Here is a 13,009-nt window from a genome sequence, read left to right as displayed (position 1 = left end):
TGTTGCTTGAGGCTTGTAGCTTGCAGCTGTTTTCTCAGGCTTCTTCCAGGTTGTATTTCTTCAGCAGTTCGGCGTATTCGCCGCTGGCCTTGAAGTCGTCCAGCGCGGCTTTCAGGGCATCGAGCAACTGGGCGTTGCCCTTTTTCACGTAGATGCCCAGCACCTGCGGGTAGATCGAACTCTTGGTGCTGATGGCGATACGGCCCCGGGCTTTTTCGACGATCAGCAGCGAGGCGGCGTCGATTTCCAGGTGCGCCTGGATATGGCCGGAGAGCAGGGCCTGGGAGGTTTCAGCGGTGGTCGGGTACTGGTTGATGGTGATCGCGCCCGCGCCGTTTTCTGCGCAGTAGCCGGCAGAGACTTTCTCCAGTGCCGGAATCCACGAGGTGCCTTGCTGCAGGCCAACCGTCAGGCCGCACAGTTCTTCAGGGGTGGTGGGTTTCTTCGCGGCGTCACTGCGCACCATGATCGCTGCGCCGGTTTTCGCGTAGGGAATGGCGTCGGCCTTCTCCAGGCGTTCGGGCAGGATGTACATGCCGGAGATGATGGTGTCGAAGCGGTTGGCATCCAGGCCGAGGATCAGGTTGGGAAAGGTGATATCGCTAAAGCTCGCGGTCAGGCCCAGGCGTTTGGCCAGGGCGGCGGATACCTCGGGGTCGAAACCTTTTACCTGGTCGCCCTCGTAATACTCGAACGGCGGGTAGGTAATCTCCATGCCGACTTTCAGCTCTCCCTCGGCGAGGGTCTTGGCTGTTTCAGCGGCCTGGGCGGCGAACGGGAACAAGCCAGCCAGGGTGCAGGCGATGGCCAGGGCGGTGCGGCGCAGCGGGGTGCGAATTGCCATTGTGGTTATCTCCGGGTCAGTTTTTGTGTTGGCAGTCGAAGGTCAAAGTGAGTTGGGCTGGTGTTTCAGGTGGCCAAAACTCGAGGGCCGGCGCGCGCGTTCGGGCAGTTGCAACTGGCCGTCCTCGACGCGCTTTTTCAGGTACTGGTAGGTCTGCAGGGCCTGGCTCCACATGTGCTCACCGATGCTGATGGTTTCGTACGACTGGCCGGCGGCCTCGAACTGCGCCAGCGGGCGGATCTGTGTGTGGTAGTCGCAGGCATAGAAGAACGGGAAGGAGTAGCGCTCCTGGCTGACCTTGCGCACGCGGTGCGAGGTGGCAACGAACGTGCCGGCGCTCATCACTTCGAGCATGTCGCCGATGTTGACGACGAAGCTGCCGTCACGAGGTGGCGCGTCGATCCACTGGCCGAGGTCGTTCATCACCTCCAGGCCCGGGCGGTCGGCGAGCAGGATGGTGAAGCACTCGTAGTCGGTGTGGGCGCCAATGCCGGGGGCATCCTGGGCGTCACCATCGAACGGATAGTGGATCAGGCGCAGCTTGGAGGGCGGGAAGTTGGCCATCTCGTCGAAGGTGTTTTCCGGCACGCCGAGGGCCAGGGCGAAGCCGCGAAACAGCGTGCGACCGAGCTGGAATATGCGTGCGTAGTAGGCCTGTATGGCTTCCTTGAAACTGGGCAGCGTGGGCCAGTGATTCGGCCCCAGCAGCGGCGTGCCGGCCCGCACCAGCGGGTTGTCGGCAGGCACCTCGAAGCCGATGTCGAAGGCTTCCTTGTGGTCCGGTTTGCCGGCGCTGTAGCGCTCCTCGCCTTCGGGAACGAAGCCCTTGTGGCTCTCGGACGCACCAATGTAGTGGCGCATCTTGGCGTCCAGGGGTTGGGCAAAGTAGGCCTCGGCGGCCTGGTGCAAGCCGTCGATCAGCGCCTGTTCGATGCCATGGCCGCTGATATACAGAAAGCCGACGTCACGGGCGGCACGGCCCAGTTCGTCGGCCACGGCCTGGCGCGCAGCCTGGTCGGCGCTGAACAATCCAGCGATGTCGACCACGGGGATTTCGGTGAAGTGTTTGGTGGTGCTGTTCATCGGCGTTCTCAACGGCTGGTGAAGCGATGGAAATGCTGGCGTTCGCACGTGGCCATCCACTGGTTCAACTGCCACAGATCGGCCACCGGCATATCGGTGAAGGGCAGGTGGTGCAGGTAGCCGTCGGGGCCAAACTCGGGGGTCATGCTGGTGCTGCTATGGCCCCGGCGCTCCTGGCTGTGCCAGATGCTTTCCCAGTGGCGCTGATGGAAGGCCAGGCTGTCGGCGTATTCCGGCGCGCCGGGGTGCGGCACTTGCGGGCCCTGGTCATAACCGACCCGCGCCTGGATATGCTCGACCCGTTCGACAAAGGCGCTGAGGTCGTCCGCCGGGTCATCGAGCAGGCGTTCGCAGGTCACCAGCCAGTGGCTGATATCACTGGTAAAGCGCAGCTCGGGCAGGTGGCGGATCAACTCCAGGGTTACCCAGGGGCTGTACAGCGAGCGGCCGCGGTGGATCTCGAAGCAGCAGTGCAGGCCGCTGGCCTTGCCCAGTTCGATAGCACGGCCGAAGAACTCGACCTGCTCGGCCATCGGCCAGCGGTCGTTGCCGGCGAGAATATTGACCTTGTTCGGCGATAGCTCTGCCGCCCAGTCGAGCTTGTGGGCCAAATCCTGCAGGTGCTCCTCGACGCCGTCGCTCTGGCGTGGCAACACCGGGGTGGAGGTGAAGAGGGTGGCGATATAGGGCACACGCTGGTCGCGCAGCAGGCGGGCGTTGCTGGTGCGTTGCGCTGCGGTTTCCGGGACGCGGGCTTCGAGGCCGTCGAAGCCGGCGCTGAGCAGCTCGTCGATAGCCTGTTGCCAGGTGCCGCGATAGCCCCAGAGGGTACGAAAGAGTTCCAGTCGCATGGCCGTTTCCGTTGAGGAGTGGTCTGCGGCAGTTTGGCAAGGGAACGGTACGTGCCGTTCGGTGACAGCCGGCAAGGCCGGTGTCTCGTTGTTCTGGAGTCGATTGTTCGCTGCTGCGGCGCTACGGATCAATCGGTGTAGGCCAAATACTTAGTTCAGGTTTTTCTGAACATTTAGCGGGTGCATCGCATCTTGCGGGTCGCTAGACTTCGCCGGTGTCCACGCCCATCGCCTGACCGGAGCCTTGATGAGCCTGTCCCTGCCTGATCTGAAATTGCTGCGCATCTTTGTCTCGGTGGTGCGCCACCAGGGTTTTGCCGCAGCGCAGCAGGACCTCAACCTGTCCACCTCGGCCATCAGCACCTACATGAGCCAGCTTGAAACGCAACTGGGTCTGAGCCTGTGCCACCGTGGGCGCGGCGGCTTCAGCCTGACCAGCAAGGGTGACCTGTTCTACCAGGAAACCCTGCGTCTGTTGGGTGAGCTCGAAGGCTTCGAGCGTTATTCGGCGGCGCTCAAGGGCGAGCTGCGCGGCACCCTCAACCTGGGTGTGCTTGACTCCACCGTCGGTGATCCGGCGCTGCCCCTGGCTGAGGTGATTGGCGCGTACAGCCAGGAACATCCAGCGGTGCACCTGCACCTGTCGGTGATGAGCCCCTATGAGTTGCAGTTGGGTGTGCTCGACAACCGCCTCGATCTGGCCATCGGCGCCTTCTCCACGCGCATGAACGGCCTGGTTTACCAGCCGCTGTACCGCGAGCAGCACTGGCTGTATTGCAGTGAGCGGCACGCGTTGTTCAGCGAGCGGCGCATCCCGGCGGAAGTGATCACCCAGCAGCGCATGGTCGGGCGTGGCTACTGGAGCCAGGCAGAGCTGGCACGCCATGGCTTCAAGCACAGCGCGGCTACCGTGGAGTCGATGGAGGCGCAGCTGATTCTGGTGCTCTCCGGCGCTTATGTCGGCTACCTGCCCGAACACTATGCCCAGCCGTGGGTCGATCAAGGCCGCCTGCGCGTGCTGCTGCCGGCGACTTTTGGCTACCAGGCACCGTTCTCGCAAATTCTGCGCCGCGGCCGTTCGCGCGAGCCGTTGCTGCAGACTTTCCGCGACCTGCTCAAGGCCCAACTCAGCGGCGCTTGAATGGGCGCAAAGCCAGGTTTCTCGCTTTATTCGCCCAAGATTCTATTCAGAAATAATTTATATGGCCGAATCATTGCGCATGTCAGGTGTGCTCTACACTCGTTGTAGGACAAAATTTCCAGGGAATCACCATGCGTCAAAATCTACCAGTTACCCAGCGCGAGTGGACCTTCAATGAGCATGAGCGTCTGATCTCCACCACGGACATGAACAGCAATATCACCTATTGCAATGATGCGTTTGTCGCCATCAGTGGTTTTACTCGCGAGGAGTTGATTGGCCAGCCGCATAACCTGGTGCGTCACCCCGATATGCCGGAGCCGGTCTTTGGCCATATGTGGGACACCATCAAACAGGGCAAACCCTGGATGGGCCTGGTCAAGAACCGCTCAAAGAATGGCGACTTCTATTGGGTCAGCGCCTATGTCACGCCGATTTATGAGGGTGGGCGCATGGTCGGCTACGAGTCGGTGCGCTCGCGGCCCAGCGACGCGCAGAAGCGTCGCGCTGAGGCGCTTTATGCCCGGCTGCGAGCCGGCAAGCCAGCTGTGTCGCGTTTAGGTGCGCTGTCTCAGCAACTGCTTATTGCCTGGCCAATGTTGCTGTTCGGGGCATTGATTCTGGCGGTGCATGCATTGCTTGATGGGCCCTGGCTAATGGCTGCGATTGCTGTGCTGCTGGTCGTCATGGGGGTTTATCAGCAACGCAGTGCACGGCAGTGGGTCTACACGATTCTGGCGGCACACCCCAAGGCGTATACCAGCCCGCTGGTCGCCCTGACCTACAGTGACAACCCGGGCGCGCGAGGCTTGCTTGATATGGCGATGGTCAGCGAGGAAGCACGCCTGCAAACCGCTCTGACGCGCATGGAAGATGCTGCCACCAATGTGCGCAAGCACGCCGCGCAGTCGGCGCACCTGTCCAACGCCACTGCTGAACTGCTTGATGAGCAGCGCGCTGAAACTGATCAGTCGGCCACCGCGATCAACGAAATGGCGGCGACCATTCAGGAGGTCGCGCACAACGTACAGAACACCTCCCTTGCCGCCCAGGACGCCGACAACCTGTCCCGGCAGGGACGTGAGTTGGCTGTCGGTAGCCTTGATGCCATGAAGCACATGGCCACCGCGGTGTCCGACATCGGCCAGGCGGTCAATGACCTGGCCAACTCGACCCAATCGATTGGCAGCGTGGCCGATGTGATTACCTCGATTGCCGAACAGACCAACCTGCTCGCGCTCAACGCGGCCATCGAAGCTGCCCGCGCAGGCGAGCAGGGCCGTGGCTTTGCCGTAGTGGCTGATGAGGTGCGTTCACTGGCCTCGCGCACCCGTGAGTCGACCGAGCAGATCCACCAGATCATCGCTTCGCTGCGCGCGGGTGCCGAGCGCGCGGTGGTTACGGCCCAGCGCGGTGATGAAATCTCGCGGCAGAGCGTGCAGAGCGTTGAGTCGGTACGCACCGCGCTGGACGGCATCAGTGAGTCGGTCAGCCGCATCACCGGCATGAGTCAGCAAATGGCTTCAGCTGCAGAGGAACAGAGTCACGTCGCTGAAGACATCAGTCGACAGATCACGCGGATCGCGCAGCTCTCCGACAGCAGCGCCGGGCAGGCTCACCAGGGCGCAACGGTTGGCCGTGAACTTGAAGAAATGGCGGACTATCTGCATAGCCTGGCCGAGCGGTTCAACCGCTGACAGCAGCTGAAGCGGCTTTTAGGCCGCTCGATGGTCGGTAGCGGCGCCGACTACCTGAGTGCGTGCCTGCAGCCAGTTCAATGCGCGCCCTTCCAGTAAAGGCGAAAGGCGCTTGCGGACCAGGCGATGGTAGTCATCAAGCCAGTCCCGCTCCTCTTGGTTGAGCAAAGAGAGGTCCAGGCAGCGGGTATCGATCGGGCATAGAGTCAGTGTCTCGAAACGTAGGAACGCTGAATCTTCACTCCCATCGGTGGGGACGTTGAGGACCAGGTTCTCAAAGCGTACGCCCCATTGCCCGCGTCGATACAGACCCGGTTCGATCGAGGTGACCATGCCCGCGAGCATGGCGTCGTCGCCCGTCACCGGCGCGTGATAGGCAATCCGCTGAGGGCCTTCGTGTACGTTGAGAAAGTAGCCCACCCCATGCCCCGTGCCGTGGCCGTAATCCAGGCCCTCGGCCCAGAGAGGCGCGCGGGCGATGGCATCGAGCAGCGGGGCGCCTATGGCTTTGGGAAAGCTGGCCCGGGACAGGGCAATCATACCTTTGAGAACCAGGCTGCAATCGCGCCGTTGCGCTGCGCTTGGTGTGCCTATCGGCACCATGCGGGTGATATCGGTGGTGCCGCCGAAATAATGGCCACCGGAGTCGAGCAGCAACAGTCCATCGCCCTCCAGGCAGGCATGTTGTTCGGCCGTCGCCCGGTAGTGTGGCATTGCGCCGTTGGCATTGAAGGCCGCGATGGTGGCGAAGCTCGGCGATACGAAGCCAGGGCGACGGCTGCGGGCCTCGACCAGATGGGTGTCGATGTCCAGCTCGGTCAACCTGTGGCTAACCAGGTGCTGTTCCAGCCAGGCGAAGAATTCGCATAGCGCGGCACCGTCCTGCTCCATGGTTTCACGGATGCGCAACACCTCGAACGCCTCCTTGCAGGATTTCAGTAGCAGGCAAGGGCTGGTTGCTTCCAGCACCTTGATGCAGGGATCCAGGTCTGTAATGAGCCCGTGGGCGACGCGCCTGGGATCGAGCAGCAGGGTTTCTTCCGGCGCCAGTTCGCCCAGGGCAGTGCTGGCCTGTTCGTAGGGCTCCAGACGTATGCCTTGTAGGGTCAGTTGAGCGCGCAAGGTCGCCTCGATACGTCCTTCGGCGACAAACAGCCGGGCGCTGTGCTGGCTGATCAATGCGTGTGCCAGGAATACCGGGTTGTAGCTCAGGTCGCTGCCGCGCAGATTGAACAGCCAGGCGATGTCGTCGAGGCTCGAGATCATGTGATGGGTGGCGCCCTGGTCGGCCATGCAGCAGCGCAAGCGTTGCAGCTTGCTCTGGCGACTGCTGCCGATAAATGCCGCCGGCGGCTCGAAGATGGTTGCACTGGGTGCGGCTGGGCGATCCTGCCAGAGCAGCCCTGGCAGGTCTAAGCGAGTGTTGAGGCGTATCTGGCATGCTTGCAGGCCTTGACGCAATTTGCGCTCGGCAGCCACCGACAAGGTGCGGCCATCAACTGCAACACAGGTGCCGCTGGGTAGGTTGTGCTGCAGCCACTGCAGGGTATCCGCCTCAGCTCCCTGGCGCATAAGCTGGATTGGTCCGCCCGCCAGGGTTGTTTCGGCGGCGAGCCAATAGCGGCTGTCGAGCCACAGACCGGCAAAGTCGGCGGTGATCAGCAGGTCGCCCGCCGAACCGTCGAAGTTCGAGAGCCAGCGTCTTGCTTGCCAGTGGTCTGGCAGGTATTCCGACAGGTGAGGGTCCGACGACAGCACCAGGTAGGCGTCAACGGCATGTTGGCGCATAAGCGCGCGCATGTTTTGGATCAGAGATGAGGTCATGGTTTTCGCTTCACTTCAGGCCGTGGGGTTCGAGGCGACGCTGACCGTAAGGGTCGCCTCGGCAAGGTCGAGCGCACGATGCAGGTCGGCCTGTAGATCGCGGAGGTCTTCCAGGCCTGCATGCAGGCGCACCAGATAGCCCTGCCCCGACCAGGGGCGCGTACTGCGCAACGGCGTCCCCACGGGGAGTACCAGGCTTTCGTAGCCGCCCCAGGACAATCCGATGCCGAAATGCTGGAGGGCATCGAAGAAGCGTTGCAGGTAGTCATGGTCCGAGCGTTTCAGCTCGAACGAAAACAGCCCGCTGGCGCCGAGGAAGTCGCGTTGCCACAGCGCATAGCTGCGATGGCTGGGCAGCGCAGGGTGGTGGACCTGGGCAATGGCGGCGTGTTGCTGGAGATCTTCGGCGAGTGCCAGGCCGTTCTGCCAGTGCTGGCGAAGCCTTACGGCCATGCTGCGCAGGCCGCGTAGGGCCAGGTAGACATCGTCGGCACCGGCGGTCTCACCACAGGCATGGGTGGTGCTGCGCAGTTTGTCCCAGGCGCGGGCATTGGCGGTGGCGACACCGAGCAGTGCATCGGAATGGCCAACGATGTATTTGGTGGCTGAATGCACGGACACATCCACGGCATGCTCGAAGGGTTTGAAGTACAGCGGTGAGGCCCAGGTGTTGTCGAGCAGCAGGTAGGCGCCCATGGAGTGCGTGCGCGCGGCGATGGCCGAGATGTCGCCTATCTCGAAGGTGAGTGAACCGGGCGACTCGACGAACACGACTTGGGTCGTCGCACGCAGGTTTTTTTCCAGGTCCTGCAGGTCGCTGGGGTCGAAATAGCTCACCTGCACACCCAGGCGCGTCAGTACGTGGTCGGCAAAGTGCCGTGTTGGGCCGTAAATATTGTCACTGAGCAGCGCATGGCCGCCACTGGTGACAAAGGCCAGCAGGGCATGGGTACAAGCTGACAACCCGGAGGGATAGACCAGGCTGGCGTAGCCGCCTTCGAGTTCGGCCATGGCCGTTTCCAGAGACTGGGTAGTGGGTGTGCCGAAGCGGCAATACAACGAGTAAGGGTTATCGCTGGAGGTCGAGGTCTCCCAGCTTTCGAAGTCTTTGGCGAGGATGGTCGAGCCGCGAAAGACCGGCGTATTGACCATGCCGGCAAAGCGCTCTGGGGTTCTCCCGGTGGAGATTATCTGCGTGTCTGGATACGCCATGCCGAGCCGCTCAGTGGGGGGGTGTAGAAAAATTCTATTACTGATTGCAGCGGATAATTTTGCTTTATGAACCTGCTTTACGTAGCTTTATTAGAATATTTTTCTAATAAACGTGGGTTTGGCCATGGATAAGTTCGATCGGCAGATTCTCGATATCCTGCAGCGCGACTGCACCCAGGCGGTGAGCGAAATTGCCGAGCAGATAGCCCTGGGCACCACAGCCTGTTGGCGGCGCATCCAGAAGCTGGAGGAGGCGGGGGTTATTCGCGGACGGGTGGCGCTTCTGGAGCCGAAGCAGCTGAACGTGGGGGTGAATGTCTTTGTTTCGATCCGCACTAGCCAGCACAACAGTGCTTGGCTGGAACAGTTCCACCAGCAGGTGGCGGCGATTGCCGAGGTGGTCGAGTTCTATCGGATGGCGGGAGATACCGACTATCTGCTGCGGCTGACGGTGCCCGATATCGCAGCCTATGACGCGGTGTACAAGCGTCTGATCGAGATCCCGGGGCTGTCGGATATCAGTTCGAGTTTTGCCATGGAGCAGATTAAATGCACGACCCAGTTGCCGCTGGACTACTGCCGATAAGCTGCGCTCGCCACGGGACGCTTACAGCGTTTGGTTGCGTCTGAGCCAAACGATAGGGCCTAGCTGCGTCACCTTCAGTGGCAGCGTGGTTTGCAGCCCTTTAAGCCATTCGTCGATATTGTTCAGGTTGATGCTGGTACTGATCCTTAGGCTGTCAGCCAGCTCTTTGTCTATGATCCAGTAGCGCCGATCGTAACGCTGCAACTGTTGTAAAACCTCGCCAAGGGAGCCGTTTTCATACTGAATCTGGCCCGTGCGCCAGGCGAGAACCTGCTCGGTATCGACGTGATTGATGTGTGGGTCGCGATCGGTTTCGCTGAAGTGCAATTGCTGGTTGGCTGTCAGGTAGAGTGGCTTGTGCACCGCGTTGCTACTGACTTGCACTTTGCCCCGGGTAACCGTGACCCAGATGTTGTCAGCGTCTCGGCGAACCGAGAAAGCGGTTCCCAATACCCTGATCTGACCAAAGCCGGCATCCACGATAAACGGTCGTTGGGGGTTGTGCTGGACGTCAAAGTAGGCCTCGCCGCGGGCCAGACTTATATGCCGGTTGGCCACTGCGAAATTGATGTCCAGAGCCGTGTCGGTGTCCAGTTGGACATGGCTGCCATCGCTGAGGGTGATCAGTCGCTGTTGGCCGACTTCGGTGTTCTGGTCATGTCGCTGATAGCCGTAGAGCGTGCCCATGAGTACGGCGACTAATACGCTGGCAGCGAGCGAAAGCTGCAGGGAGCGTCGCTTGCTACGGCGCGCGTCAGGCTGGGCGAGACCGGGTGCCAGCGTGGGCGGGGCAGGGGGTTCTGCTGGGAGGCTAGGCAGGCTTTTACCCAAGCCGATCCATAGCGCCCGTGCGTTAGCCGCCGCTTGTGCATGTTCCGGGCTTCTGTCTGCCCAGGCTTGATACTGCGCGACTGTATCGGCAGAGGCTTCGCCGGAGGTCAGGCGTACCACCCACTCAATCGCTTCTTCGTCGATGCTGCTGACCAGCGGGTGGGCTTCTTCGGAAAGCATGGGGGCTCCTTGTCTAAGAGATACTACTGGCTATAACGAGCCAGCGGCGTCTCTTCGTCACTGTTTGGTCTCGGTGGCCGCGTCTTGGGATTGCAAGCAGTGACGGCAATGGATTATGGCGCGCACTGCATATTTCTCGACCATGCTGCGTGAAACGCCGAGGCGTTCGGCAATTTCCGCATGGGTCAGGCCTTCGACTCGGCTCAGGTAGAGCACGTCACGACATTTTTTCGGCAGCTCCAGCATGGCGTTGCTGACGAGTTTGATTTGCTCGTCAGTAAGCGCACTGTCCTGCGGGCAGCTCCCGTAGTTTTCGAACAAGCCGATATTGCCCATAAGCAGTTCTACCCTGCGATTTTCGACCCGGACGTGATCGTTGGCGGCGTTGATCGCCATGCGGATCAGATAGCGTCTGGCATCACTCTGGGAGGGTAATTCGTTGGCAATTCTCAGCACACGAAAATACAACTCCTGAGTCAGGTCCTGAGCGGTATGACGACAGTGCATTCGATGACTGATGATGCGTTCTAGATTTGGTCGCATCTCCAAGAAAGTGTTAACGATTTCAGTCATGTTAAGTGCGCTCAAGGTCGTTCCCCCTTTATACAACGTATGTTTAGGGCAGTAACCGAGTGGAGAAGGGCCGTTGGGCTGTGGTTGTTGTGTTTAATTATTATGTCTGTTGTATGGCCGTACATATTAAATACGCCGTACAACGAATTCGATGGGGACCATCAGTTCGATCCGTTCGCCAAGGATTTCCGCAGGCGGTGGAGGAAATGGGGTAGCCCGTTGTATCAAGGAACGGACCTCTGCGTCCAACAATTGATAACCCCGGCTGGCTTCAATGCGGTAGTCCAGCAACTGGCCCGAGCGGTCCAGGGCGAACTTCAGGTAGATGATGTCCTCCTGTTTCATGCGTTGGGCGTAACCCGGGTAGCGCTTGAGCTTTTCCAGCTTTGCGAGCAATTCGTTCTCCCAGGTTTGCGCCTGGCTGTTCGGTAGGTTGCTGGAGCGGCCAAGCTGTTCGGCTTTGGTCTCGGTCTTCGCGGGTGCGGGTAGGCTGGCCGGTGCTGAGGTGGTTTTCGCAGCTGTTTGCTGTTGGGCAACAGGTGCGCGTTTGTCTTGTTGCGTATCAGCGATTTCAGCCGGCGCCTTTTCCACCACCTTGGGGGGGGCTGCGATCTTGGGTTTTTCCACCTTGGGCTTTGGCTTTGGTTTCGGCTCAGGCTCTTCGACCGGGTCGGGCTCCGGTTGCGCGGCTGGGGGCGACTCGATCTGCACGGGGCCTTCTTCAACCTCGACCTGGGGTGTCGGTGGGGCACTGGCAATGGCGCTCAGCTCGATCATCATGGCCGCCGGTGGCGCCATCGCCGGGGTGATGACAGGCGGGGGCTGCCATTGCGTGCAAAACAACAGCAACAAGGCGCCATGCAGGGCAATAGACAGTGAAAGGTTACATGCCCAGAGGCGCGCTCGTTTGCCGAAACAGTCTCGTTCCATAACCATCTCCTGCTGTTCTAGGAGGCGGGTGAGTCGAGACTGATCAGCGCCACTTTCAAGTATCCGGCATCTCTGAGCATGTCCATCAGGGTTATCAGGTCTTGATAGGAAACGCTTTTGTCGGCGCGAATAAAGATACGTGAGTCCTTGTCGCCCTGGGTTTGCTGTTCAAGGGCCGGCGCAAGTTCTGCGCGGCTGATCAGATGATCACCCAAGGCCATGGACAAGTCGCTCTTGAGGCTGACGATCAGCGGGTCTTTCGGCGGTGGTGAGGTGGAACTGGCGGCGGTGGGCAGCTCCAGTGGCATGTTTACCGTCGACAAAGGCGCTGCGACCATGAAGATGATCAGCAAAACCAGCATGACGTCGATGAAGGGGGTGACGTTTATATCGCGCAACTCCGCGACATCGTCCTCCTGGTGATTGAGGTTGAATGCCATTGTCACACCGCCTTGCTGAGAGAGTGAACAGGTTGCAGGTAGTCCACTTCGCGACTGAGTAGGCACATCACCTGGGTCGACAGGTCGCCCAGTTGAACCCGGCAATTGCCGACCTGACGACTTAGAATGTTGTACAGCACCACCGCAGGGATCGCGGCAAACAGCCCCATAGCTGTGGCCAGCAGGGCTTCGGCGATGCCTGGCGCGACCACGGCGAGATTGGTGGTTTGCATCTGCGCGATGCTGGTGAAGCTGTTCATGATGCCCCAGACCGTGCCCAGCAGACCGACAAAGGGTGCTACGGCGGCGATGGAGGCGAGAATGCCGGTATTCGACGCGAGCTTTTTGCTTGCTTGCATCTCGACCCGACCGATGCGCGCTGCCACGCGCTCGTTGAGGGTCTCGGCAATCAGGTAACCCTCTCTGCGCACAGAGGCTACTTCAAGGGTGGCGATGTCGAGCATTTTCGCGGCAATGGGGTCGGCAACGATTTTCGTTTCTTGCAGTCGACGCATGTCCCCGAGTGTTTTCAAGCTGGTGCGTAAGCGCTGGTGCAGTCGGCTAAGCTCCATGGCTTTGCCGAGCCAGATGGTCCAGCTCAGTACGGAGCAGCCCATCAGCACAATCATGATGGTCCGCACCACACTATCGGCCTGTTGGTACATGTCCTGCGGTGACAGCTTGGCCGAGATGTGCGCGGCTTCGGGAGGCTGCACAGGTATCTCGGGGAGCGCTTCAGGGGGCATCTCAGGCGTTTCAGTCACTGCGGGAGCAACGGCAGTGGGAGCGATGTCCGTTATGGGCGGCGACTCGCTAG

Annotated in this window: 13 protein-coding genes and 1 pseudogene; 4 read left to right on the top strand and 10 right to left on the bottom strand. The window is 60.7% G+C overall.

Translation table 11 applies throughout. The features are described 5' to 3' along the window. Window positions 1-34: 34 nt before the first annotated feature. Genes BMW49_RS09040 through BMW49_RS09030 form a run of 3 tightly spaced genes read right to left on the bottom strand, consistent with a single transcriptional unit; the run spans window position 35 to window position 2,778 of the window. Window positions 35-844, bottom strand: a complete 810-nt coding sequence (locus BMW49_RS09040; protein WP_069518308.1) for an ABC transporter substrate-binding protein — start codon at window positions 842-844, stop codon at window positions 35-37. A 42-nt stretch (window positions 845-886) separates the two neighbouring features. Beyond that, on the bottom strand, window positions 887-1,927 hold the full coding sequence (locus BMW49_RS09035; RefSeq protein ID WP_069518306.1) for an isopenicillin N synthase family dioxygenase: 1,041 nt from the start codon (window positions 1,925-1,927) through the stop codon (window positions 887-889). 8 nt (window positions 1,928-1,935) lie between these two features. Beyond that, the gene (locus BMW49_RS09030) at window positions 1,936-2,778 is read right to left on the bottom strand and encodes a sugar phosphate isomerase/epimerase family protein (RefSeq protein ID WP_069518304.1); all 843 of its coding nucleotides are present in this window, start codon (window positions 2,776-2,778) and stop codon (window positions 1,936-1,938) included. A 247-nt stretch (window positions 2,779-3,025) separates the two neighbouring features. Here BMW49_RS09030 and BMW49_RS09025 point away from each other — a divergent pair, with 247 nt between their 5' ends. From BMW49_RS09025 to BMW49_RS09020, 3 genes and pseudogenes are all read left to right on the top strand, one after another. Then, window positions 3,026-3,919, top strand: a complete 894-nt coding sequence (locus BMW49_RS09025; RefSeq protein WP_069518302.1) for a LysR family transcriptional regulator — start codon at window positions 3,026-3,028, stop codon at window positions 3,917-3,919. A gap of 131 nt (window positions 3,920-4,050) precedes the next feature. Next, window positions 4,051-4,329 (top strand): annotated as a pseudogene (locus tag BMW49_RS25575) (PAS domain-containing protein); the annotation flags it as partial. Window positions 4,330-4,515: 186 nt separating this feature from the next. Then, entirely contained in the window at window positions 4,516-5,616 is a 1,101-nt protein-coding gene (locus BMW49_RS09020) for a methyl-accepting chemotaxis protein (RefSeq protein ID WP_425272760.1), read from the top strand. Window positions 5,617-5,634: 18 nt separating this feature from the next. Here BMW49_RS09020 and BMW49_RS09015 read toward each other — a convergent pair whose 3' ends face one another. Both BMW49_RS09015 and metC read right to left on the bottom strand, forming a co-directional pair. Beyond that, entirely contained in the window at window positions 5,635-7,440 is a 1,806-nt protein-coding gene (locus tag BMW49_RS09015; protein WP_069518298.1) for an aminopeptidase P family protein, read from the bottom strand. A gap of 15 nt (window positions 7,441-7,455) precedes the next feature. Continuing rightward, window positions 7,456-8,652 carry a cystathionine beta-lyase gene (gene metC / locus BMW49_RS09010; RefSeq protein WP_069518296.1) on the bottom strand — a complete coding sequence of 399 codons (1,197 nt, stop codon included), beginning with the start codon at window positions 8,650-8,652 and terminating at the stop codon, window positions 7,456-7,458. Window positions 8,653-8,776: 124 nt separating this feature from the next. Between metC and BMW49_RS09005 the strand changes: the two genes are divergently transcribed. Then, complete coding sequence (locus BMW49_RS09005) at window positions 8,777-9,238, top strand: Lrp/AsnC family transcriptional regulator (RefSeq protein ID WP_069518294.1); 462 nt, start codon at window positions 8,777-8,779, stop codon at window positions 9,236-9,238. Between the two features lie 21 nt (window positions 9,239-9,259). Here BMW49_RS09005 and BMW49_RS09000 read toward each other — a convergent pair whose 3' ends face one another. The 5 genes from BMW49_RS09000 to exbB all read right to left on the bottom strand — a co-directional run bounded on the left by BMW49_RS09000 (window position 9,260) and on the right by exbB (window position 12,908). Continuing rightward, window positions 9,260-10,249 (bottom strand): FecR family protein, encoded by a 990-nt coding sequence (locus tag BMW49_RS09000; protein ID WP_069518293.1) that lies wholly within the window; start codon window positions 10,247-10,249, stop codon window positions 9,260-9,262. Between the two features lie 57 nt (window positions 10,250-10,306). Further along, window positions 10,307-10,822, bottom strand: a complete 516-nt coding sequence (locus BMW49_RS08995; protein ID WP_083251715.1) for an RNA polymerase sigma factor — start codon at window positions 10,820-10,822, stop codon at window positions 10,307-10,309. A gap of 126 nt (window positions 10,823-10,948) precedes the next feature. Next, window positions 10,949-11,752 (bottom strand): TonB family protein, encoded by an 804-nt coding sequence (locus BMW49_RS08990; protein WP_069518289.1) that lies wholly within the window; start codon window positions 11,750-11,752, stop codon window positions 10,949-10,951. A gap of 17 nt (window positions 11,753-11,769) precedes the next feature. Then, window positions 11,770-12,192, bottom strand: coding sequence for a TonB system transport protein ExbD (exbD, locus tag BMW49_RS08985; RefSeq protein ID WP_069518287.1), 423 nt, complete (start codon window positions 12,190-12,192; stop codon window positions 11,770-11,772). A gap of 2 nt (window positions 12,193-12,194) precedes the next feature. Continuing rightward, window positions 12,195-12,908 carry a tonB-system energizer ExbB gene (gene exbB, locus BMW49_RS08980; protein ID WP_167362794.1) on the bottom strand — a complete coding sequence of 238 codons (714 nt, stop codon included), beginning with the start codon at window positions 12,906-12,908 and terminating at the stop codon, window positions 12,195-12,197. Window positions 12,909-13,009: the final 101 nt, after the last annotated feature.

This window comes from Pseudomonas cuatrocienegasensis (genome assembly GCF_900110925.1).
GTDB lineage: Bacteria > Pseudomonadota > Gammaproteobacteria > Pseudomonadales > Pseudomonadaceae > Aquipseudomonas > Aquipseudomonas cuatrocienegasensis.
Note: the sequence above shows the minus strand (reverse complement) of the source record. Positions and strands in the feature narration are given on the sequence as shown.